A 24,753-nucleotide genomic window follows, 5' to 3' on the forward strand; every position below is an offset into this window, starting at 1 on the left:
TTATAATTTTGGTTTTTTTAAAGAATAAGCGATGTTTTGTACAAGTAAAACACCATCTTGGACTCCCTCGATAATAACCTCTGTTCCTTGCGAAATATCTTTTTTTCCAACAGTTTTAGCTGGGATTGCATTACTTCCAAATTGGGATAAAATTAATACTTCACCAAATCCTTCTGTAGGAATTGTCGTAATGACTTCTCCTTTGCAACCGATAAATTCATCCATACGTTGTACGGTATTTTGTTCTGCTTCTGCAATCGGTTTTAAAATTAGTATTTTCATGATGAAAACACCGATAAAAGATATAGCAAATGCAGCCCCGAAAATAGTAATACTATTAAAGGAAAATAAGTACTCTCCTATATAACTAAGCCCACATAACATGGCGAAGAAACTAAGTAATAAAGTAACAACGGATACAGATCCGCCCCCAAAACTAAATATCGATTCAAATATATCTCCAAAGAAGATATAAATAACAGTGAGTATAGTAGCAATAATAAATCCATATAAATAAATTGTTTCAAGTGGATAACCAAACAAGACCATTTCTTATCCCCCTTTCTTAAACAATCCCTTTTTTGTTATGTGTATGCCCCACCTCTTTCAAAGATTATAGTTCTTAATTTTCAGTTATTTACTCTTTAAAGAAAAGCCTGTAAAACAGGCCCCTAAAAAAGAACAGGAGAAACCTATTGTGACAGGCTCCTCCTAGAAAATAACCGATATATTATATATCTATATAATATACTATTTTCCACAAAAAGTAAAGTTAAACATACATTGGAAAATCGCTTATTTTCCCCCGATTGGTGTGGGCTAATAATCATTGGGGGATGAATGATTAAAGTTTCACTTTACTGATAATGAGTACGTTCCATCGCCATTATCATATTTATATACATACAAGTAATACTTGCCTGGTTTTGCATTAAATTTCGCTTCTATATGATTCCCATTGGCTTGACCGTAAGCTGCATAATTTTGCATATCTGATTCATGGTGAAGTACCCATGTCATCCCAATTCCATACTCATTTAAAACAGAAATGTCGATATCTTTCGCTGATGCTACATTAAATGTATAAACATCAGTGTGGTCCCCGCCAATAAGACTACCTTTTATCGTACTATTTAGCCCGATACGATTTGCTTCCTCTGGACGATTATTTGGTTCTGATTCTGTTAAACTTCCATCTTTAATCGTAACAGTTGTTTCGCTTCTGCTCTCTTTTCCCTTATCATCTTTTACTCTTAACGATACTTTATAAGAACCTTCTCTTTCATATACATGTACTGGATTCACTTCTGCACTTGTGCTTCCATCTCCAAATTCCCATAAATAAGAAGCAATTTTTCCATCTTCATCGTTTGAGCCATCACTTTTAAATTGAATTCCCTCTTTTACAAGACCACTATAAGGGCCATTTATATTAACCGTTGGAGCTTTATTTTCTCCATCATCTTTTGCGATTCCATGGAAGACTACATCATATTCAAATTCATTTGAGCTATTCACACGATAATTGACGAAGTATGCTGTAACAGTTTTGTAGCCACTCCATTCTTTTTGCGCCAATTGTTCTAAAGATTCATTTACTCTTTTACTCATTTCTTTCCAATCTTCTGATTCACCTTTTGTGACACTACCTGTATACGTACCTTCTAATGTAAATGTATTAAAGAATTGAGAATTATGTTTTGTCATTTTTGTATCTTTCATAGGCAACGTATCACTAATTTCTTTCTTCACCGCTGCTAATGACTTCGTTTCATGTTCAGCTAAATAATCATCAGCTACTTCTGGTACAGTGTATGTATCTTGATTATCAATTAACTGCTGCATATACTCTTGATACTCTTTATTTAACTTAGGATCTTTACTTAGATTTTCACGATATGCATCATAATTTTTCACGTCATTCGCACGAATCAAATCTTGAATTTTATCAAATGTTTCAAACTGATGCGTATATAAGTAAGACTGCAATGCGAACGAGTAATTATAGAAATCCCAAGAACCGTATTTAGCAAATAGTGTACGCTCTGCTGTATAACGGCTTGCAGGATCAGATGATAATCCGCTAATTATACTCTTTCTTGGTACAACGTTATTCGTACGAGTAGATCCTGCGAAAAACTCTGCATTTCCTTCTTGGAACCAAGTTAGCCTTTCATTTTGATACATATCTCCTCTTCCAAATAAACCAGGAACTTCATATCTCCCTTGCAGATAATGAGTAAATTCATGACGGAATAACTCTTCTAAACTATAAATACTTTGCTCTGGTGTACGCTCATATGTAAAGAATGTACCTGTCTCTTCAATATAAATTCCACCATTGTTTGTTTCATATCCATACAATTGTCTATTTAACTGATATTCATCTGGACTATTATAAATTACAATCGTTAATACATCATCCGCATTTCCTGGCTCTAACGCTTTGTCATTTCCAATTACACGGTGATACTGTGCCTTTACTTCCTTCGCAGCCCAATATAATCTCTTAATTTTTTCTTCTGATACTTTATCTCCTGTTTTGAACACAATTGATCCATCGTCGAATGTATATGTTTTTGGTAAGTATTGCTCTTTTCCTTCTTTACGTATTTTCTCTAAATCTACTGTATTCCCGCTATAATCTTTACCATTATAATTTGTTGTAATTTGTTCTACCGCAACAAAATACGGTTCACTTAAGCGCGGGTACATATGCATTGCTTGTGTAACAACCTCTAATCCTTTATTTGGATTGCTATGAAACTTCCCTAAACGGCTAGCAAAATAAATTCCATTATTAACGAGCCATTTATTTTCTGACGTTACTTCATTTAGAAGAGCAATACGATTTATTTCATTAATAAACCCATCTACTTTTCCATACCACATCGTTTCATTCGCTTCTTTACGAGCCTCAGTTAAGTACGACTGTATATCATAGTCAATACCTTGCATAATATCGTATATTGCTTGTCCCTTCATTCGATCATTTACATAAGTAGTATAATTATCATTGTATTGCTTTAAAATATTCGATGCGTATTGAACCGTTTCAACATCGCTTGAAGCATTACTAATTAATTTACCGTATGCAGATACGACTGTATCTTGTTCAACTGTACCAAGCTTAAAGTTTGGATTTTTTGTGATTGCTTTTAAAGCAGGTAAACATTTATCCTGGAAGCTTCTTTCATTTAAGTCGCTTAATTCACTATTATAAAATGCAAGATAAAAAGCTGAACGCAGCACTTCAGTAAACGTTTGAATTCCTTTTGAATCATCTTTCGTAAATGTACTACCTCTATGAGCTAATTCATCTATAATGACTTGCATTTTTCCTTTATCTTTATAAAAAGCCTTTGCATCTTCATTAAACTGGAATAAGTCTGTAATTTGGTGCCATTTAATACTGCCTAACGTTTCAACTAATTCTTGGTCATTCATTTTGTTTAAATCAGCCATTGAATAGCTTTCTTTAACCTGCTTTACTGCAGTTTTCTTCGTAATAGATGCTGGTCGCTGTGAAAAATCTCCTACTTTTAAACGTTCTTGAAATGATAAAGTTTCATCAACTTTTGAAATATGTCCAACTTCATCTACCGACTTTTCAATTCCAACCGGTTTCGTTTTTAACACGTTATACGGTACTTTTTCTTCCGCTGCTGCATGAGTTTGAAGTGCGCCTAACGATAAAGCCATTGTACTAATGCTAAGCATCACTTTATTGATCTTTGATTTCTTGTTCATATCCTGACCCCCTATTTTAATATTCCATTCAAGAATTTAACATAAAATCTGGATGTAACAATATAAAATGCAATATTTCATATTATTTCTTCCTATAATTTGTACATATCGTGAACGCATTGCTCTTTACCTCCCTAAAACAAATTGCATCCTTTCACATTATAAAAAGGGAATTTTTTGACAATTAAAAACTTAATTGTTATGATTATTATAATTGTTAACTTTATTAAATAAGGGTGGGATTCTATGATAAAAAAAGAAAACAGTGTATTTTATATCTCCTTCTTGCTAACAACATTATTCATTATATGGGGAATTACCCCAGCAAGTTGGATACAAGGCTACGATTTACAAAGTGTTACATCTTCTTTAAACTCATTTATCCTCAATAAATTTGGATGGTTTTACTCTCTACTTATGACTACAATGATTATTTTGGCTGCTTATTTAGCATTTTCCAAGTACGGTTCTATTCGTCTCGGTAAAGATGGAGAAAAGCCAAAATATAATTATCCATCTTGGCTATCCATGTTGTTTGGGGCAGGAATGGGAATTGGACTCCTCTTTTATGGAATCGCTGAACCGATTTCACATTTTACAGATCCGTTAACAGGAAAAGCAGGTACAGAAGAAAGCGCCAAACTCGCTATGCAATATTCATTTTTCCACTGGGGACTCTTTCCGTGGTCACTATACGCAATGGTCGCTTTAACAATTGCATATTTCACATTCCGCAAACAAAAAGGTAGCACTATCGGGGCTACAGTTACTCCATTATTTAATCGATCGAAAAATTCCCGTATCGGAAAAACAGTTGATATTTTAGCTGTTTTAGCCACAGTGTTTGGCATTGTACCATCTGTTGGGATTGGTGCTCAACAAATTGCTGGAGGATTAAGCTATTTATTCCCTTCCATTCATAACACTTTACTTACTCAGCTCGTACTTATAGCTATCTTCGCTGTTTTATATTTAACAAGTGCACAAACTGGCTTAGATCGTGGGATTAAATATTTGAGTAACTTGAATTTCTCTCTTGCAGGTATTTTACTCATCTCTTTCTTACTTTTAGGACCAACTGTATTTATTATGAAATATTTCACATCTACACTCGGTTCTTATATCGGCGCTTTACCTAGTATGGGATTAAATTTAGGAGCATTTAGTGAAAAATCTTCTTCTTGGATTGAAAACTGGACTATTTTCTATTGGGGATGGTGGATCTCTTGGTCTCCATTCGTCGGCACATTTATCGCACGTATTTCTAAAGGACGCACAATAAAAGAATTTATTTTTGGAGTTGTATTAGTCCCAACTCTTATCTGTACATTTTGGTTTGCAGTATTTGGTGGTACCGCAATTCATATGGAAATGTTCCAATCGCTTGGAATAGCTGATGAAATTGCAAAAAATGGTACAGAGATTGGATTATTTGCTGTTATTTCACTTCTACCATTTTCTACCTTTTTAACGATTATCGGGTTAATTTTAGTAGCCACATTTTTCGTTACTTCTGCCGATTCAGCAACATTTGTTGTTTCAATGCAAACGAGTAACGGAAGCTTATCACCGAAAAATAGTTTAAAACTTATATGGGGATTAACAATCGCGATAATTGCCGCTATTTTATTACAAGCTGGAGGATTAAATGCACTACAAATCGCAGCTATCATCGCAGCACTACCATTTTCTATCGTAGTCGTTCTTATGGTCATTTCGCTCTTTAAGGAGCTGCGAAAAGAAGATGTTAATTTGCAAACAAAAGAAGTATCTCAAAAAATAAAAAAGGTTATGTAACGATTAGCACCTCAAATTACTTCTGAATCCGTAACAACTGAGGGAAAAGTAGATTAATAAAACCCATTCGTATGAAATATAATTTTCATACGAATGGGTTTTCACTCTATTATATAGTGTTGTAAACATGCCTTCTCCTCAAATCCTACTTTCTTGTACAATTTCATCGCACGATCATTATTCGTATTCAAACATAATTCTATCTCCTTCATTCCTTGGAAGGAAATAATATACTGAATTGCCTTTTGTAATAACCGCTCTCCGACACCTTTTCTTCTACTATTTTCAGCTGTTGCAATAAATTCGATATTCGCTTCTTGAAACTCTGGATTTACTTCCACATATACATAACCTTCTAACTTATCATTCTTCATACTTACAAATAATTTATTCGTATTACTTAAACGTTCAATAATTTCGTTTCCGTCATAATACGTATTAGAAAACACATGATTGTGTAAAGCGATAAACTGCTCAAACACTTGTGGTAAAGCCTCTTCTACATTACATATAATACGGTGCTCCACAATATTATTTAAAACGAGAATACTATGTCGACCTTGTTCTTTTGCATGTAAATTCCTCATTAAACGGGCACAATTATTATTTTCCACATGATAAAAACCATAAAATCTCTCAATATGAAAAGGCACCTTTTCTATAAGTTCCTTCCACATATGTAAAGCAACTTCTTCCCAATTCTCTGCGATAATAAACGGCCCCCATATCTCTGCACATTTCTTTACTTCATCCACATCAAATCCTAATAAACCTATTAAATTATTATTCTCATAAGTAGCAACAAAAGATTGTTCCCAGCCTATATCTGAAAAATCATGAATAATTGTCTGTAACAACTCCTCTTTCTCATCTCCACAATAGCCAACATGATGAGTAGCATCTTTATTCATATTCGCAATAAATGCTGCCACCTCTTCAATTTTCAAAATAGAACTGACATACATAACCTCTCCTCCTTCACTAATATATTCACACCTTTTCCATTTATATCCTTCTAAAAAAGACATCACCATAAGCATATTTCAAAATGAAATCGCCATGATAATGTCTTCTCAAAAACTCATATAATCATCTTACGTTATAATAAGATAAAACGTTTTTTATTTCTTAAATAATCTCTTTCTAAATACAAACATACTCAGTGCTGAAAGAACTAACGCTATGCCTGAAAGTAATGTTGATGTATTCTCTTGTCCACCTGTTGCTCCTAATGATTTCTTACTTTCTTCTTGCTTATTAACAGCTGGTTTATTTTCTTTCACAACTTGATTATTCACGTTTTGTTCTTGGACTACTGCTGATTGATTTACCGCGTCTTTTGAACCTTCAATTTTTTTTCCTGTTTCTTTTACCTCCGCTTTCGATCCTTCAACTCCTGTTGTTGGCTCGTCCACTTCCTCTTTCGCTTCTTCAACTTCTTTCGTTGGCTCTTTTACTTCCTCTTTTACTTCTTTTACCGGTTCTTTCACTTCTTCTTTTGTTTCTTCAACTTCTTTTACCGGTTCTTTTTCTTCTTCTTTTGTTTCTTCAACTTCTTTTACCGGTTCTTTTTCTTCTTCTTTTGTTTCTTCAACTTCTTTCGTTGGTTCTTTTACTTCTTCTTTTACCCCTTCAACTTCTTTTGTTGGCTCTTTTACTTCTTCTTTCGCTTCTTCAACTTCTTTTACCGGTTCTTTCACTTCTTCTTTTGTTTCTTCAACTTCTTTTGTTGGCTCTTTTACTTCTTCTTTCGCTTCTTCAACTTCTTTTGTTGGTTCTTTCACTTCTTCTTTTGTTTCTTCAACTTCTTTTACCGGCTCTTTCACTTCTTCTTTTGTTTCTTCAATTTCTTTTACCGGCTCTTTTTCTTCTTCTTTTTCCACTATATTCTGTATAACTGTTCCGTTAAACCTTATGCTAATTTCATCAGAATCTAAATCAAATTTATACACCTTTTCACCTGGGGTACTCCATTTTATTACTCCGTTATTAAACGTCCCTCCCTCACTTACCAATTGAATATTTTCAATACTTTCTCCTTCTAAATCATATACAGGAATTTGAATTTCTTCGTTTATTTTTGCATCATTTAAAATGATATTTTGTCTTCCAACATCAATTGTAAACCACTGACCTAATTGTATTAACGGCCTTACATCACGAATCTCATTTCCAGCTAGATTTAAGCTAAATAAGTTTAGCATGGAACCAATAACCGTTACATCTTTAATATGATTGTCCGCAAGATTTAACCACTGTAAATTTTCCAATGAAGATAGTGGTGTTATATCTTCAATTTGATTATGAGATACATTCACATTATTCAATTGTTTCAAGTTTGAGATGAACTCAATATTTTTCAGGCCTACTCCTTCTAAAGTAAGTTTTTCTAAATTCGTCATGTATTCTAAACCTGTTATATCTTTTATCTCATTTCCTTTTTCTTTAAGTATCTCTAATTTTTTAATCTGTAATAAATCTTCTTTTGTGATAGGAGCGTTTACATTCTCTCTACCTAAATTCTCTTTATTAATATGTTGTTGTAAAGTTTTATCGAGAATTACATTTTGACTTTCTTTTTGTTTTTCAACTATATTCTGTATAACCGTGCCATTAAATCTTATTTTACTTTCAGTAGAATTAGTATCTAGTTTAAATTCATATATTTTTTCTCCAGGACTATTCCATTTTATAAATCCGTTATTCAGAGTAGCCCCCTCACTTTGTAGATTAATATTTTGAAGTGGCTCTCCTTTAAGGTTGTATACTGGGATTTTTATTTCTTCATCTACACTTGCTTCATTTAAAAAGATTTTTTGTCTTTGAATGTCAATTGAAATTCGCTTACCTAATTCCTCAACAGGCCTTACGTCAGAAATTTCATTTGCTCCAAGATTTATCTCATGTAAATTTGTTAAGGTGCTCAGCGGCGATACATCAGAGATATAATTCTCTTCTAAATTCAGCACTTGTAAATTTCCTAATTGAGATAATGGTGATATATCTTTTATTTCACTATCAGAAATTTCTAGTTCAATAAGATTACTCATTTTACTAATAGATTCAACATTATTAATTTTATTGTTCCCTATCCATAATAGTTCCACATTATTTAATCGATCAATTCCCGTAAGATCACTGATTTGATTATTTGCTAAGTATAATTGTTTCATAGTTGATAATGTAAATAATGGCTGGATATCTTTAATGTTATTACCGATTAAATCTAATGTTTTAATTTTTTTCATTTTACTTAATGGTGTAAGATCAGAAATTTTATTATCTCTTAAAAAAAGCATATTAATATTCTCTAGCTGCTCAATTGGGTGAATACTTTCAATTGAATTAGACGTTAAATCAACGTACTTCAAACCTCTCAATTTCGAGATGGCTGATATGTCTTTTACATTAGACTCTCGTAACGTCAACTTCTCTAAATTTGTCATATACTCTAAACCAGTTATTTCATTTATTCCTTTACCAGAATAAATGGATAACGTTTTAATTTTTAATAAATCTTTCTTTGTGATTGGCGCATCAACATTATCTCTATCTAAGTTGTATTTATTAATATATTTTTGTAATTGCTTATCTAATATTACATTTCCGTTTTCATCTTGTTTCTCCTCTTTATTTTCCTTTTGTGCTTCTGGAACATCTTTATCTAAATTCAATGTATTTACTTCAAACTGTACTTGGTACTTATTGTCATAGGCCATTGTTGGAATATAAATATGCATTCGCATATTATACCTTTTTCCTAATTCCCCTACTTCAAACTGAATCACTTTCGTTCCATTTTTCTTTTTGTCTTCTGATATTACTTTCACATCATGAAACACACCTGGAGTGTGAATATCCTCTGTCTTCAAGTATTGAAAGAAATCACTATCACTTAACGTTGCTGTTACAATTTTCTTTCCATTCTCAATTGTTAATTTCGGATCCTTTATATAAACAGCTGCCATAGACTCTTCATTCGTTTTATCTTTATACGCTTTAATAACAGCGTCATATGTACCATCTTCTAAACCTTGTCCAGTTTTATTCGCCTCAATTGCTACTGCCGCTAAAGCAGGTGTTGAATACACAGCAAACGGAAGTGATAACGCCGCCGCTATAATCATTGCATTTATACGTTTTCTTTTATTTTGTTTCAACTTTACATCTCCTCCGAAATATATAATTCAAAATGTAATCATTTCTCGAATAAATGATAATGATTTTCATTATCATTGTCAACTGAAAAAATAAAAAGTTTACAAAAAAAGAACCTCTTTAAAAGAGGTTATGCCATTTTCTCACCTGATTCTTCTCTAAAAAAGCTTTTCATCGCATGAAATACGTCTGCTTTTTGCTTTAAAATATAGTATCTAAAGTTTTCATCTTTAATATTTTTATAGGCTGACATGAGTGTACTGTGGCGGTTGTACTGATTCACTTCCCCATACCCAAACATATTACACTTCTTCATTAGCTCTTCAACAAGTTTTACACATCTAGCATTATCTGATGTTAAATTATCACCATCTGAAAAATGGAATGGATAAATATTATAGCGGTCAGGTGAATATTTATTATCGATAAGTTCTAATGCTTTTTTATATACGGAAGAACATATTGTTCCGCCACTTTCTCCTTTTGAGAAAAATTCTTCTTCTGTAACGACTTTCGCTTCTGTATGATGAGCAATAAATTCAATATCAACTGTTTCATACTTTGTGCGTAAAAATCTTGTCATCCAGAAAAAGAAGCTACGTGCCATATATTTCTCCCATATTCCCATCGATCCACTCGTATCCATCATCGCTAATACAACAGCTTTTGAATCTGGCTTTAACACTTCATTCCAAGTGCGGAACTTTAAGTCTTCTTGATGAATCGGATGAAAAGATGCTTTACCACCCATCGCATTTCGTTTATATGCGGATATCATTGTTCTTTTCTTATCGATATTTCCCCATAATCCTGTTTTTCTAATGTCATTAAATTCAACATGTTCAATCCGGTTTTCATCCATTTCTTTTCTCTTTAAATTAGGCAGTTCTAACTCTCTGAAAAACGCTTGCTCTAATTCTAAAATAGAGACTTCAGCTTCATAGTAATCTTCCCCAGCTGCATCTCCTGCTCCTTGCCCTTTTCCTGGCCCTTTTTGTTTTTGACCACCTGATCCATCTCTCGCAACGACATCACCAACTTTGCTGTCACCGTTTCCTTGCCCAACATGTTTATTTTTATCATAATTGTATCTAATCTTATATTCATCTAGAGAACGAATTGGTATTTTTACAACATCCTTGCCATTAGACATAACTATACTTTCTTCTGTTACAAGATCGGGTAAATTATTCTTAATTGCCTCTTGTACTTTTTCTTGATGGCGCTGTTGGTCGTCATATCCTTTGCGATGGAGGGACCAGTTTTCCTGTGAAATCGTATAATTTGGTTGATTTTCTTCGCCCATTCCTTTCCCTCCTTACTGTAATTGTCTTCCTGTATGAACAGCAATCTATAAATTTTGTTCTGTAATATGCAAGCTAGAATATTTGAAAGGTAACTGCCCACAGAAAATCATCCCATAAACATTTATAACGTTTTTCATACAATACCCCGAGCATCCTAAACAAAATTTTGCCACTCACATAAATAGAAAGAAATATTCAGCCACTGATAAGAAAGAAACACAATGCATTGTTGCACACATTTTTACTTTGCAACATATTGTATTGTGTTGGCTTTTTTCGTATGAATGGTTGGTTACTCTATCATATGCATATTGTAAAAATAATTGACAATAAATTCATAAAATTGCATCTTAATTTATTACATTTGGACAAGGTATGACACTTTATACACATATGAACGGATAATAAAACGCTGTCCCGCAAAATACAAGAGACAGCGTTTTGTTATCAAACTATCTGTTTAACAAGCTACCTACATAGCGTAGTAATTCATTTGCTGAAGAAGAATTATAACCATGCTCATCAATTAAACGCGCAACAACATCATTGATTTTCTTAAGCTGATTTTCGTCCGGCGTTTTCGTTGATGTTGTAATTTTCACTATATCTTTTAAATCAGCAAATAGTTTTTTCTGAATCGCTTCACGAAGACGTTCATGTGAATTATAATCAAAGCGTTTTCCTTTACGGGCATAAGCAGAAATGCGAATTAAAATCTCTTCACGGAACGCTTTCTTAGCATTTTCTGAAATTCCAATTTGCTCTTCAATTGAGCGCATTAATTTTTCATCTGGACTCATTTCTTCTCCTGTTAACGGATCACGTAATTTCGATTTATTGCAGTACGCCTCAACGTTATCTAAGTAATTATCCATAAGCGTCTTAGCTGATTCTTCATATGAATAAACAAACGCTTTTTGTACTTCTTTCTTCGCGATTTCATCGTATTCTTTTCTCGCTAATGAGATGAAGTTCATGTAACGTTCACGGTCTTCATTACTAATGGATGGATGCTGATCTAGCCCATCTTTTAAAGATCTAAGTACATCTAACGCGTTAATAGATGGTACCTCTTTTCGAATGATTGTAGACGAAATTCGGTTAATGACATAACGAGGATCAATACCCTTCATACCTTCATCTTGATATTCGCGTTGTAATTCTTCTACATCAATCGCATTATAACCTTCTACCGTTTCTCCATCATACAAACGCATCTTTTTAATTAAATCAATATCCGGACGCTTCGGATCTTTTAAACGAGTTAAAATAGTGAACATTGCTGCAACGCGAAGTGTGTGTGGTGCAATGTGAACATTCGATACATCACTTTCACGAATCATTTTTTCATAAATATGTTCTTCTTCACTTACTCGTAAATTATAAGGAACTGGCATTACAATAATTCTTGAGTGCAATGCTTCATTTTTCTTATTTGCTATAAATGAGCGATACTCTGTTTCATTCGTATGCGCTACAATTAATTCATCTGCTGAAATAAGCGCAAATCTTCCCGCTTTGAAATTCCCTTCTTGCGTAAGCGATAATAAGTGCCATAAAAACTTCTCATCGCATTTTAACATCTCTTGGAACTCCATCATTCCTCGGTTTGCCTTATTTAATTCTCCATCAAATCGATACGCACGCGGATCTGATTCTGAACCATATTCTGCAATCGTAGAAAAGTCCAGACTACCTGTTAAATCTGCAATATCCTGTGATTTTGGATCAGACGGGCTAAATGTACCAATCCCTGTACGGCGATCTTCAGAGAAGAAAATACGCTCTACAACTACATCCTCAATTCTTGATCCGTATTCTTGCTCTAAACGCATGACATTTAGTGGTGATAAATTCCCTTCAATTCTAACCCCATACTCATCAAAGAAATCATCTCGTAAATGATGTGGAATTAAATGCAGTGGATCCTCGTGCATTGGGCATCCTTTAATTGCAAAAATTGCTCCGCGATCTGTTCTTGAATATGTTTCTAATCCTCGTTTCAACATTGTAACTAACGTTGATTTCCCTCCACTAACAGGACCCATTAATAATAAAATTCTTTTTCTAACATCTAATCGTTTTGCAGATGGATGAAAATATTCCTCTACAAGACGTTCTAGAGCATCCTCTAATCCAAAGAGCTGATTACTAAAGAAGTTATACTTTCTTCTACCATCAACTTCTTCAATTCCAGCGTCTTTTATCATATTGTAAATGCGAGAGTGTGCTGTTTGAGCCACCCATGGTCTTTCTTTCACAAGCTCCAAATACTCCGCAAACGTACCTTCCCATTGTAAACGTTCTTCTGCTGCTCGATGCTGTTCAATCTTTTTTAGAATATCCATTATAGCTCCTCCCCCATCTCCTTGTTCAATCGGATTATTATAAAAGGTATGCTAGGATGTCCTTAAACATTCTTTAAATCAAAACGAAATATATAATAGCACGCTAAAATTCTCTCCAAAATTCAAAGAAAATTCTGTATAATATAGGTATTAACATTTTTACACTGCTATTCATTATAAATAAATTCTTTTCTTCTAAGAACCTTACATACATTTTGGATAATAAATAAAACTCATAAACCGAAAACAGTAAGGAGGATATTAGTATGAAATTATTATTAATTTTAGGTGTATCACTCACATTTCTTACAGCTATTTTTACATCCGGTTACAATGACAAACCAGGTACACATAAAAAATGATGTGCTTTTAGCACATCATTTTTTTATTTATAATACATATTTTCCATATCATATTTGGATAGTGGTCGGCTATAATAATAACCTTGTACAAGCTTCACATTCTTTTCTTTCAAAAACTGTATTTGCTCCTTTTTTTCTACTCCTTCTGCAATTATATTCAATTCTAAAGTATGAGCTAAATGAATAATTGCAGCTGTAATATTCGTATCACGTTCATCTATATGTATACCTTCCATAAAAGAACGATCAATTTTTAAAGTATCAATTGGATATGTTTTTAGATAACTTAAAGATGAATAGCCTGTTCCAAAATCATCTAAATGAATCTTTAAATTTTGTTCTTTTAATTGTAGTAACACTCTCTTTGATATATCTTTATGTATAAGAGCTCCTTCTGTAACCTCTATCGCTAATAAATGAGCTGATACATTGTACTTATTTAAAGCCCGTGTAATCATCTCTATTAATGTAATAGAACGAAAGTGTCTAGCTGAAATATTAACCGCAATTGGGACCACTTCATATCCTTTATTTAACCATTCGCGCAGTTGCTGACACACTTGATTTACTACCCATTCATCGAGCTTAATAATAAATCCTGTTCTTTCTGCCAACGGAATAAATTGGTTTGGAGAAACAAATCCTAATTCCTTATTCTCCCACCTTATTAAAGCTTCCATACTAGCTATTTTTTTCGTTTCAATATTAATTTGTGGCTGATAATATAAGAAAAATTCATTTTTTTCTATAGCACGATGTAACTGGTTTTCTATTATAAACCTTTGTTCACGCTCACAGTCTAATCCACTACAATAAAAATGATAATGTCCTTTTCCTTTTTCTTTTGCTTTTTCTAAAGCAGCATCGACCCTCTGAAATAGTATTTTTTCATCTTCTCCATCTGCTGGAGCCATTACAATTCCAATTGATGCACTTAAATATACATCTTCTTCTTCGATTACAAAATATTCACTAATATTTTTCAGTATGCTTTTTGCAACTTCCTCTACATATTCTTTCGTTATATTTTCTATCAACATAACAAATTGATCATCGTGTTCTCTAAATAAGTGCATACCTTCTATTTTTAGATTGCTTAAACATTCTGTAACTTTTTGTAATACTTTATCTCCCTCTTTATGACCAAATGTATCATTAATACGATGAAACTCATCTAAATCTATAAATACAAGCGCAAAATTTACACTCTCATTTAAAAAAGTATTTAACTTATTTGTACATGAAATTCTATTCATTAATCCCGTTAACTGGTCATAGTAAGCTAAATATTCTGTTCGCATTTCGTTTAATACTTGCCTTGTAACATCTCTCGTAACAATATAAATCCCAACAATTTCACCGTTCACAATAATCGGGATAGTTCTCAAAGAAATATATAGCTCGTACCCTTCTTTATGAACATATTTCTTTGAAACAATTTGTTTTGCTTTTCCTTGCATCGATCCCTTAAATATAATTTGAAAATCTTTTTCATATTCTTTATTAATGAATTCAAAAATAAATTTATTATTTAATTCCTCATACCGGTATCCAAATATTTCATACGTTGCCGGATTTGCATATGTAACTCTCCCTATAGAATCTATAGATATAATTGAGTCATTATTATATTCCAGTAACGACTTAAATAACATTTGTTTTTCCTCTATCTTTGTCTTCTCCTCAATTTGAGCTGTAATATCTCTTGTAATACAAATAACAAATTGACATATTCCTTCTTCGTCGCAGACAGGATTAAGTGAAGATTCATAATGTATCTCACCTTTTGGTAAATTGACTACATCACAAAAGGTGTGTGCTTTCGCTTCTCTCACTACTTTTGCATATTGCCTTTGCAATATCCCCGCTATATCTTTTGGTAATACTTCTGCAAAAGTTTTTCCATAGCACTCTTCGCTTAACCTAGCATAATCCATTCCTATTTTATTCACATACATATATTGAAACGTTTCATTATCAATAACTTTCAATATGAATACTAAATCTTGAATAGCATGTAATAATCCTTGTCTAATTAAATCCATATCTATCATACTTAAAAAGGTATTTTGATTACTATATTCTTCCTTCATATTTATCTCAACCCGTCTTATCTATTTTTAATCATATATCCCATTCTATATGATTATGTCCTCTCTTTTAAATGTATGATTATATAGAATTTTTATTTTATAAAAAAAAGTCGCCATATGGCGACTTTTAATAAACGATTTCTAAATCTAATCCAGGGTAATTTTGTTGACGGAACGCTTCATAAATTAAAATTGCTGCTGTATTAGATAAATTTAATGAACGTACTTTATCTGTCATTGGAATACGTAAACAATGATCAAAGTTTTCTTCGATTACATTAGCTGGTAAGCCGTTTGTTTCTCTTCCAAATACAAAATAGTAATCCTTCTCACGCTTGCTATAGTCAAACGCTGTATGAGCTTTCTCGCCATACTTTGTTAAATAGAAGAATTCACCGTCTTTATTTTTTTCATAAAATTCTTCAATTGAATCATAATACGTAATTTTTACGTGCTGCCAATAATCTAATCCTGCACGCTTTAACATTTTATCATCCGTTGAAAATCCAAGCGGTCTAATCAAATGTAATTCTGTTCCAGTTGCTGCACAAGTACGAGCAATATTCCCTGTATTTGCTGGAATTTCTGGCTGATATAAAACAACATGTACTCCCACGCGATATTCACCTCTGTTTTTTGTCTACTACGTATTATACCACTTGAGCGAAAAATCTCTACCCATTAATAATATGAAAGAATTTATATTTCATTTGTGGTGTATATTTACTAGAGTCTTCATAGTTCCAATAACGTCGACGGCTATTCGCTGAATGTGCATTTACAAGCGGCATACCATCTGCATCTTTTGCTACTACAATCGTCGTATGATTCCATCTTCCGTCATCCTCGAAATCATAAGCAATGACATCTCCAAGAATAAGTTCTTCTGGCCTCTCTACCGCCTCTGCTCGAAGTCCTGTTGTAGCACCTGACAAATACCAATAAAAAGAATGTGCAACAGCCCAGCTCCAACTCCACTGATTCTCCCTTTGCCACCATCCTTTACGAATATTAGGATACCCGTTCATAGGTACTTCTCCAGTATGAAGACATTGAGAAATGAAATTCGTACAATTATCAGGGAAATTACGATACATAGGATTCCGGTCATCCCACCAACGCTCTGCATATTTCACTGCCTCTAAACGATTATACTGATAAGAACCGTACTTCTCTTTCGTAATATCCCTTTCTAATGTCTCACCCATTCTAATTTCTTCTGACACTTCAATAGCAGAATCGCCTATAATTCGACTATTATTTAAACAAACTCTTCGTTTTAATTGTTCCTCTTCAATATAAAATAATTCTTTATGCTTAATTAAATATTTAAAATGTATTTGATAATCAATTTCTTGATGGTCATTACTATTTAATTGTCTAATGAAAGAAACATCCGCAGTTGCTTTCACTATATGTGCACTACGCCTTTGAAACAATTGTTTCTTTCTCAGTGCCATTTGTAGTAAATCCTCAGCAATACCATCCACATTCGTTCTTTTCTCCGTTATATATGCTAAAAATTGTTGTACTTGGTTTTCAATCTTCGTTTTTACAACCATTCTGTCTCCCTCCCATATTACAATATGAAAAAGGGAAATATTATCTACTCTTTTTTCTGTGCTAACAATTCAAGCCCGCGATTCATTTCATGAAGCACTTCTTCATCTTTCTCACGTTCCATCGCTTTCTCAATCGCTTCGCCTACTCCATCTCCGCCAATTTTCCCAAGTGCCCATGCTGCCGTTCCGCGTAGTACCGGTCTTGGGTCATCTTTCATAACACCAATTAAATCTGGAATTGCCGATGCTTCTTTAAAATGTGCTAATGCTAAAATCGCATTTCTTTGCAGTGGCTTTTTCCCTCTCCATGACCCTGACATAATCCCATATTTCTCTTTAAAATCACGATTACTAATTGTTAAAAGTGGCGTTAATAATGGTTTAACTAGCTCAGGATCCGGCTCCATCTCAGGATGATTATGAAAATCCATTCCTTTGTTTTTCGGACAAACAGTCTGACACGTATCACATCCATATATGCGATTTCCAATTTTATCGCGATATTCTTCAGGTAGGAATCCTTTCGTTTGTGTTAAAAACGCAATGCACTTCTTCGAATCTAACTGTCCCCCCTGTATTAAAGCACCGGTAGGGCAAATATCGATACATTTCGTACAGCCTCCGCATTGATCTTCTATCGGCTTATCTGGCGGGAATGGAACATTTGTAATCATTTCCCCTAAGTATACGTACGAACCAAATTCAGGTGTAATAATAGAGCAGTTTTTACCGCTCCATCCAATACCAGCACGCTCTGATACAGCTCGATCACTTAATTCACCTGTATCAACCATGGACTTCACTTCTATATCGGGAAGTTTTTCAATTAAATATGCCTCTAATTTTTGCAAACGATCTCGTAAAACAAGATGATAATCTTGTCCCCAAGAAGCACGACAAAAAATCCCACGGCGTTCTCCACGCTTACTTAATGGTGCATTTTTTAATTTTGAAGGATATGCTAAAGCAATCGCAATAATTGATTTAGCACCCGGTAATAACAGTTGCGGATTCGTTCTCTTCTCTATATCAGGCTCTTCAAATCCAGATTGATAATTTAATTGTTGTTGCTGGATTAAGCGCTGCTTTAATTCCTCAAAAGGAGAAGCGCTCGCAAAGCCTATTTTATCTATGCCAATTGTTTTACTATACGCAATTACATCTTGCTTTAATTGTTCAAAATCCACTCTTAATCGCCTCCTCAGATGAATCCATCCCCTTATGTAACCACTCTATTGGTTAGTAATTCACGTTTGGAATACTATTATTTACTTCTATTTTCGCATGTAATTATATTTTTCAAACATTAAAAAACGCAATGCCTCGTTTATCTCGGAAACGAAACACTGCGTTGATCACAATTTATAGAAAAACATTTAATAAAATTTGGAGCGGGTGAAGAGAATCGAACTCTCGACCAGAGCTTGGAAGGCTCTTGTTTTACCACTAAACTACACCCGCAAATATGAATTACATATAAGATATTAGAATAACTTATGTAAAATAGTATAGCATGTGAAAAAAGTAGAGGCAAGAATTTTATCGAAAAAAGTCGAAAAAGTGATGAGAGACCTCATCACTTTTTCAATTCTTTATCAATTGCCTTCTTCATACTATCAAAATCAGGATTTGCAAGATTTCCGTTTACATATACAGAAGGGGCACCTTGAACTTTTAATTTTTGAGCACGATCTGAATCTTTACGTACTTTTTCTGTAATTTCTTTACTGTGTAAGTCTTTCTTAAATTGCTCTACATCAACTTTTGGAAGTTTCTCTTTCACAATGCTAAGAAGCAAATCTTCTGTAATCCATTCTTCCGTATCTTTCTTTTGATTTTGATAAATCTCATCATAGAAAATCCAGAATGAATCTTTATCTTGTTTATAAATTGCTTCACCAGCTGCTGCACCTAAATCTGAGTCTTTTCCGATAAATGGGAAGTTAATAAAATATAACTGCACTTTGCCTTTATCAATATACTCTTCTTTTAATCGAGGTAATACTGTTACATCCCAAGTACGACAAGCAGGACATTTAAAGTCTCCAAATTCAACTACCTTAACTGGAGCATCATCTTTCCCTAAAGATTGTTGCGTAGAATAAGCAAACATCTCATTCCCTTTATCTTTTTTGTCATTTATGATGCTATACGCAATTGTTCCAATTACAATCAATACTGCGATAGAAAAAACTATACCAAGAGCCATGAGTTTATTTGATTTCATATACATTCCTCTTTAAATTCATATTCTGTATACAGCCTTGTACACAATACACATAATATCAACACTTATATACGTCACGCAATGAACACGCTCACATAAATTACAAAAACACAATAATTGTGACGATATTGTGTCACAATTTGTCACAATTTATTCAAAAAAAGAAGCTCCTCTATAGGAACTTCTCTTAACTTACTGCTTTTTTACGCGCGCTATTTAACATCGACTGCTCTATTTTTATATCATGACGAATTACCAATTTCTCACTAACTGCTTGAACATACTCATCATGGCTTATATAGCCTTCTTTCTCCATTAGTCTCAAAACGACATTACGTCTCTCTACTGCTTTATCATAATTTTGGGCAGGTGAGTAATAAGCAGGTGCTTTTACTACAGCAGCCATCATTGCACTTTCAGCCAACGTTAATTGGTTCACCTTTTTACCGAAGTAAAGGTTTGCTGCTTTTTCAATTCCCCATGCTCCTTCTCCATAATAAATATTACTTACATATAATTTTAATATTTCATCCTTCGTAAATGTGCGTTCAATTTTTTTCGTATAAAAAATCTCTTTCCACTTCCGAGAAAATGTACGTTCATTCGTTAAAAAGGCATTTTTAGATAGCTGCTGTGTAATTGTGCTTCCTCCTTGCACGACACCACCAGCCTTTATATTCTCAACAGAGGCCCTAATAATTGCTATATAATCTAAACCGTTATGATGATAAAATCTTTTATCTTCTGTCGCAATAAATGCATGTGTTAATGATTCTGGCACCTCTAACTTAGCCGGTACATGTAATTTACTAATATCACTTTTCTCAATCATTACATTTCCAATGAATAATAACGTACAACTTAACAATAATAATAATATAATGGCTTTATAAAAAAGTTTAGTCATTGGATTTAATGCAACTTTTTGATGATAGTTCACCCTAGATAATACTCGTTCTTTCATCTTGAACACCTCTTTTCCACACAGCATATAACTCTTACTTTAAGAATACATTGTTGTAAAAAAATATCCCATCGATTTCTCTTACACGTACCTTACATCATTGTAAGGTATAAAGTGAAACTTTAATCGGTCCTCATTAATCAAGCTTACTGCCCAGCAAATAGTGGGATAAAAGAGTATTGTATCACAGTCTTTTTTTATCTACTATTCATCTGAAATATTGAATATAGGTTATGTTAAAGTACGAATAACCAATAAAAGAGAAACCCTTAAGACTATTATATTTTCACTTTATACTTTAATTATATCATCTACAAATATATATACTTTTGACTATCTAGTAATCTAAATGTATATAACATATAGATTTATTATACAGAACAAACGTTCCCAAAATCAATACTAGTGCTATTATTATTTTGACCTTTTTCTTAAACAGTATACAAAAAAAGAGTAGTGATTCGAATGTATCTCAATCGGCTACTCTTTTCTTTACAATCTTCCTATTAAATTATACGGCTGTACTTCCCACGTTTCATACGGAATAAAATGTGTTGCTCTCATTGCATCAAGCGTTCTGGATTTCATATGAGGACGCGTTATATACTCATCTATGTTCTCTTCATTTAAATCAACAAATTTAGCCTCTTGTATTTCTTCAGGTTGAATTTTTATTTCACCACTTATATATGCTACTTTAAAAACAACAGCTAGAATATGCATAGAAGTATTATAATAAACGCCTGTAATTCCGATAGGCTTCACCGTTAACCCTGTTTCCTCTTTTATTTCCCTACAGACAGCTTGATCGAGCGCTTCGCCTTCTTCTACCTGTCCTCCTGGCAACTCCCACGTATCAGCTCGCCAGTGCACTTTTGTTAATAACACTTCATTTTTTCCATTTGTTAAATAACCGGCTACAGCAACGATATGCTTTGGTGTCTTATGTTCCATATTAAGCCTCCTAGAGATAATGAATATTTTATATATCCCTATAATCATATTCCCTACCTACAACAAAATACCTTTAATACTTCATCACCTTAATTAACTTCATAAAAAAGACCCTATCCGCTAAGCGAAAAGGGTCATCTATCGTATTACTCTCCTAAGTCTACGTTGTGATAAACTTGTTGAACATCTTCTAAATCTTCTAATGCATCAACCATTTTCTCAAATTGTGCTTGAGCATCTTCAGGAAGTGTTACATCACTTTGTGCAAGCATTGTTAATTCTGCAACTGTAAACTCCTCAACGCCAGCACCTTTAAGTGCAGATTGTACTGCATGAAATTGATCTGGTTCAGCATACACGATAACAGAATCTTCTTCTTCTAGAATGTCACGTGCATCTACATCTGCTTCCATTAAAATTTCAAGAACTTCATCTGATGTTTTACCTTCAAGGCCGATAACAGCTGTCGCATCAAACATGTAAGCTACAGAACCGTTCACACCCATATTACCACTGTTTTTGCTAAATGCAGCTCGTACATCTGCTGCAGTACGGTTTACGTTATTTGTAAGTGTATCTACAATAACCATAGCTCCATTTGGTCCGAATCCTTCATAACGAAGCTCGTCATAATTTTCTTCTGAACCGCCTTTTGCTTTTTCAACTGCACGATCAATAATTGTTCTTGGAACATTGTATGTTTTCGCACGCTCTAATACAACTCTTAGTGCTTGGTTTGATTCTGGATCTGGCTCGCCTTGTTTTGCTGCCACATAAATTTCACGCCCAAATTTCGCGTATATACGGCTTGTATTTGCATCTTTTGATGCTTTTTTGTCTTTAATATTGTTCCATTTACGGCCCATACTTTCCACTCTCTTTCCCGTTTTAAATCTACATAAAAATATTAATATGAAATATAATGTGTGTTCAACACATTTTTAAAAGAAATATAAAAAGTTCATTTTTGATTCATATTACAGACATAATATAAATCACTATCATTTTGTTCTTTCGACAAGTTATATTATACATGAATTCCTACGTTTATTACGAATTTTAGAAGCACATAGTATAATTTAACAAAAAGACTCTAACATTTCTGTTAGAGTCTTTTTATATTGCCAATAAAGATTTCCATATTATTTCCATAATTGTTTTCTATTGTTGTATAATAAAAATAGGAAAAAATTTGAAGAAAAGATGGAGGGTGAATTATGACACATTCAAAAGACAAAAAATCACATGCTTTTAAAGGAATAGGAGAAAAATTAAACCCAACTATCTATCAAGTGAGATTCATGAAATTAGATGAACCAATTCGATTTGAGTCGTTTCCTGAATTAAAGGAATTAGGAGACTGGTTGAGTACTTCAACGCACATGTGGTCATGCCACTCAACTATGTACAAATACAACAGAGAAGAGTTTGAAAAGAAGTTCTTAGAAATTACGAAATTAACAGCTGATCATGTACTAATATCTACTGGTGGCGTCGGATTTAACTTCCTGTCACCAGGTTGGAGAAATTCTCTATAAAATAATGAAATTATATAAAGGGATAAAAATTTATCCCTTTATTGTTTTGTAGCTTTCCCCAACTGTATCGCATGTACTAAATGAATAAGTTTACCTTAATCATTTATAACCATTTCACCAACACACCATTTTGCTTATTTTATAGTGTGATGAAAACATAAAAAGACTCTACACATTTGGTGTAGAGTCTTTTATTACGCCGTTCATGATACCGATGGTCGGGGTCGAACCGACACTCCCGAAGGAACACGATTTTGAGTCGTGCGCGTCTGCCAATTCCGCCACATCGGCACAAAAGAAAAGGCGGCAACCGGATTTGAACCGGTGATAAAGGTTTTGCAGACCTCTGCCTTACCACTTGGCTATGCCGCCATATTAAATTTTATTGGAGCGGAAGACGGGATTCGAACCCGCGACCCCAACCTTGGCAAGGTTGTATTCTACCACTGAACTACTTCCGCAAAAATGGCTGGGCTAGCTGGATTCGAACCAGCGCATGACGGAGTCAAAGTCCGTTGCCTTACCGCTTGGCTATAGCCCATCGAATTCTTACTTAATTATATGTAAGTATCCATTAGATTATTTGTAATTTTTAAAATAAAAATGGGGCGACTGATGGGAATCGAACCCACGAATGCCGGAGCCACAATCCGGTGCGTTAACCACTTCGCCACAACCGCCATGTTGTGTAAATATATTTGGCAGGGGCAGTAGGAATCGAACCCACACTGGAGGTTTTGGAGACCTCAGTTCTACCTTTAAACTATGCCCCTATGTAAATGGTGGAGGGGGGCAGATTCGAACTGCCGAACCCGAAGGAGCGGATTTACAGTCCGCCGCGTTTAGCCACTTCGCTACCCCTCCGAAACTTACATGGTGCCGGCTAGAGGACTTGAACCCCCAACCTACTGATTACAAGTCAGTTGCTCTACCAATTGAGCTAAGCCGGCGTATTTTATTAAAATAAATGGTGGCTCGGGACGGAATCGAACCGCCGACACGAGGATTTTCAGTCCTCTGCTCTACCGACTGAGCTACCGAGCCTTATTAAAATGGCGGTCCCGACCGGGGTCGAACCGGCGATCTCCTGCGTGACAGGCAGGCATGTTAACCACTACACCACGGGACCATTTGGTTGCGGGGACAGGATTTGAACCTGCGACCTTCGGGTTATGAGCCCGACGAGCTACCGTGCTGCTCCACCCCGCGATAATACTATTCATATAAAATTTATATGGTGGAGGATGACGGGATCGAACCGCCGACCCCCTGCTTGTAAGGCAGGTGCTCTCCCAGCTGAGCTAATCCTCCAAAGTGGTGACCCGTACGGGATTCGAACCCGTGTTACCGCCGTGAAAGGGCGGTGTCTTAACCACTTGACCAACGGGCCAAATATTATAAATCCTATGGCGGAGAGCAAGGGATTCGAACCCTTGATACGCTTGTGACGTATACACGATTTCCAATCGTGCTCCTTCGGCCAACTCGGACAGCTCTCCAATGGCTCCGCAGGTAGGAATCGAACCTACGACCGATCGGTTAACAGCCGATAGCTCTACCGCTGAGCTACTGCGGAATAATATTGCCTGGCAACGTCCTACTCTCACAGGGACAAGGTCCCAACTACCATCGGCGCTAGAGAGCTTAACTTCCGTGTTCGGTATGGGAACGGGTGTGACCTCTCTGCCATCAT

General features: G+C 34.4%; 16 protein-coding genes, 16 tRNA genes and 1 rRNA gene. 2 read left to right on the forward strand and 31 right to left on the reverse strand.

The annotated features are described in order from the left end of the window. Positions 1-549 carry an NfeD family protein gene (locus ACUN13_RS23620; protein WP_000242445.1) on the reverse strand — a complete coding sequence of 183 codons (549 nt, stop codon included), beginning with the start codon at positions 547-549 and terminating at the stop codon, positions 1-3. 303 nt (positions 550-852) lie between these two features. After that, entirely contained in the window at positions 853-3,750 is a 2,898-nt protein-coding gene (gene colA, locus ACUN13_RS23625) for a collagenase ColA (protein ID WP_445423985.1), read from the reverse strand. Positions 3,751-3,996: 246 nt separating this feature from the next. Here colA and opuD point away from each other — a divergent pair, with 246 nt between their 5' ends. After that, positions 3,997-5,547 carry a glycine betaine transporter OpuD gene (gene opuD / locus ACUN13_RS23630; protein ID WP_445423986.1) on the forward strand — a complete coding sequence of 517 codons (1,551 nt, stop codon included), beginning with the start codon at positions 3,997-3,999 and terminating at the stop codon, positions 5,545-5,547. Positions 5,548-5,648: 101 nt separating this feature from the next. On the opposite strand, the gene ACUN13_RS23635 is transcribed toward opuD, so the two are convergent. The 13 genes from ACUN13_RS23635 to ACUN13_RS23695 all read right to left on the reverse strand — a co-directional run bounded on the left by ACUN13_RS23635 (position 5,649) and on the right by ACUN13_RS23695 (position 22,388). Next, positions 5,649-6,512: a GNAT family N-acetyltransferase gene (locus ACUN13_RS23635; protein ID WP_000289531.1), complete on the reverse strand. Its 864-nt coding sequence runs from the start codon at positions 6,510-6,512 to the stop codon at positions 5,649-5,651. A 156-nt stretch (positions 6,513-6,668) separates the two neighbouring features. Continuing rightward, entirely contained in the window at positions 6,669-9,707 is a 3,039-nt protein-coding gene (locus ACUN13_RS23640) for a leucine-rich repeat domain-containing protein (RefSeq protein WP_445423987.1), read from the reverse strand. Positions 9,708-9,835: 128 nt separating this feature from the next. Continuing rightward, entirely contained in the window at positions 9,836-11,011 is a 1,176-nt protein-coding gene (gene yhbH, locus ACUN13_RS23645) for a sporulation protein YhbH (RefSeq protein WP_000503517.1), read from the reverse strand. Between the two features lie 453 nt (positions 11,012-11,464). Next, positions 11,465-13,360 (reverse strand): PrkA family serine protein kinase, encoded by a 1,896-nt coding sequence (locus tag ACUN13_RS23650; protein ID WP_000353273.1) that lies wholly within the window; start codon positions 13,358-13,360, stop codon positions 11,465-11,467. 385 nt (positions 13,361-13,745) lie between these two features. After that, positions 13,746-15,815, reverse strand: a complete 2,070-nt coding sequence (locus tag ACUN13_RS23655) for a sensor domain-containing protein (protein ID WP_000657173.1) — start codon at positions 15,813-15,815, stop codon at positions 13,746-13,748. Between the two features lie 127 nt (positions 15,816-15,942). Further along, positions 15,943-16,431: a tRNA (uridine(34)/cytosine(34)/5-carboxymethylaminomethyluridine(34)-2'-O)-methyltransferase TrmL gene (gene trmL / locus ACUN13_RS23660; RefSeq protein ID WP_000538147.1), complete on the reverse strand. Its 489-nt coding sequence runs from the start codon at positions 16,429-16,431 to the stop codon at positions 15,943-15,945. Between the two features lie 58 nt (positions 16,432-16,489). Next, entirely contained in the window at positions 16,490-17,377 is an 888-nt protein-coding gene (locus tag ACUN13_RS23665; protein WP_000260591.1) for an amidase domain-containing protein, read from the reverse strand. Between the two features lie 44 nt (positions 17,378-17,421). Beyond that, the gene (gene queG / locus ACUN13_RS23670; RefSeq protein ID WP_000345215.1) at positions 17,422-18,564 is read right to left on the reverse strand and encodes a tRNA epoxyqueuosine(34) reductase QueG; all 1,143 of its coding nucleotides are present in this window, start codon (positions 18,562-18,564) and stop codon (positions 17,422-17,424) included. A 200-nt stretch (positions 18,565-18,764) separates the two neighbouring features. Next, positions 18,765-18,838 (reverse strand) — tRNA-Gly (locus tag ACUN13_RS23675). A gap of 115 nt (positions 18,839-18,953) precedes the next feature. Continuing rightward, positions 18,954-19,604: a DsbA family protein gene (locus tag ACUN13_RS23680; RefSeq protein ID WP_000841308.1), complete on the reverse strand. Its 651-nt coding sequence runs from the start codon at positions 19,602-19,604 to the stop codon at positions 18,954-18,956. Between the two features lie 187 nt (positions 19,605-19,791). Next, the gene (locus ACUN13_RS23685; RefSeq protein WP_000664715.1) at positions 19,792-20,568 is read right to left on the reverse strand and encodes a transglycosylase domain-containing protein; all 777 of its coding nucleotides are present in this window, start codon (positions 20,566-20,568) and stop codon (positions 19,792-19,794) included. Positions 20,569-21,060: 492 nt separating this feature from the next. Further along, on the reverse strand, positions 21,061-21,522 hold the full coding sequence (locus tag ACUN13_RS23690) for an NUDIX hydrolase (RefSeq protein WP_000400469.1): 462 nt from the start codon (positions 21,520-21,522) through the stop codon (positions 21,061-21,063). Positions 21,523-21,668: 146 nt separating this feature from the next. Then, positions 21,669-22,388 carry a YebC/PmpR family DNA-binding transcriptional regulator gene (locus tag ACUN13_RS23695; RefSeq protein ID WP_000532952.1) on the reverse strand — a complete coding sequence of 240 codons (720 nt, stop codon included), beginning with the start codon at positions 22,386-22,388 and terminating at the stop codon, positions 21,669-21,671. Positions 22,389-22,739: 351 nt separating this feature from the next. Here ACUN13_RS23695 and ACUN13_RS23700 point away from each other — a divergent pair, with 351 nt between their 5' ends. After that, positions 22,740-23,060 (forward strand): DUF3884 family protein, encoded by a 321-nt coding sequence (locus ACUN13_RS23700; protein ID WP_025690149.1) that lies wholly within the window; start codon positions 22,740-22,742, stop codon positions 23,058-23,060. 209 nt (positions 23,061-23,269) lie between these two features. On the opposite strand, the gene ACUN13_RS23705 is transcribed toward ACUN13_RS23700, so the two are convergent. The 16 genes from ACUN13_RS23705 to rrf form a co-directional block, all read right to left on the reverse strand. Next, a tRNA-Leu gene (locus tag ACUN13_RS23705) sits at positions 23,270-23,351 on the reverse strand. Positions 23,352-23,361: 10 nt separating this feature from the next. Beyond that, positions 23,362-23,432: transfer RNA gene (locus ACUN13_RS23710), tRNA-Cys, on the reverse strand. 14 nt (positions 23,433-23,446) lie between these two features. Continuing rightward, positions 23,447-23,521: transfer RNA gene (locus ACUN13_RS23715), tRNA-Gly, on the reverse strand. Between the two features lie 5 nt (positions 23,522-23,526). Then, a tRNA-Gln gene (locus ACUN13_RS23720) sits at positions 23,527-23,601 on the reverse strand. 63 nt (positions 23,602-23,664) lie between these two features. Beyond that, positions 23,665-23,740: transfer RNA gene (locus tag ACUN13_RS23725), tRNA-His, on the reverse strand. Positions 23,741-23,759: 19 nt separating this feature from the next. After that, positions 23,760-23,833 (reverse strand) — tRNA-Trp (locus ACUN13_RS23730). 7 nt (positions 23,834-23,840) lie between these two features. Continuing rightward, a tRNA-Tyr gene (locus ACUN13_RS23735) sits at positions 23,841-23,924 on the reverse strand. A 10-nt stretch (positions 23,925-23,934) separates the two neighbouring features. Next, a tRNA-Thr gene (locus ACUN13_RS23740) sits at positions 23,935-24,010 on the reverse strand. Between the two features lie 18 nt (positions 24,011-24,028). Then, a tRNA-Phe gene (locus ACUN13_RS23745) sits at positions 24,029-24,104 on the reverse strand. A 9-nt stretch (positions 24,105-24,113) separates the two neighbouring features. Then, a tRNA-Asp gene (locus ACUN13_RS23750) sits at positions 24,114-24,189 on the reverse strand. Between the two features lie 3 nt (positions 24,190-24,192). After that, a tRNA-Met gene (locus tag ACUN13_RS23755) sits at positions 24,193-24,269 on the reverse strand. 26 nt (positions 24,270-24,295) lie between these two features. Continuing rightward, positions 24,296-24,371: transfer RNA gene (locus tag ACUN13_RS23760), tRNA-Val, on the reverse strand. 4 nt (positions 24,372-24,375) lie between these two features. Further along, positions 24,376-24,450, reverse strand: a tRNA-Glu gene (locus ACUN13_RS23765). A 17-nt stretch (positions 24,451-24,467) separates the two neighbouring features. Next, a tRNA-Ser gene (locus ACUN13_RS23770) sits at positions 24,468-24,559 on the reverse strand. 2 nt (positions 24,560-24,561) lie between these two features. Beyond that, positions 24,562-24,636 (reverse strand) — tRNA-Asn (locus tag ACUN13_RS23775). A gap of 8 nt (positions 24,637-24,644) precedes the next feature. After that, a 5S ribosomal RNA gene (rrf, locus tag ACUN13_RS23780) occupies positions 24,645-24,753 on the reverse strand; the annotation flags it as partial.

This window comes from Bacillus cereus group sp. Bce041, assembly GCF_052646455.1.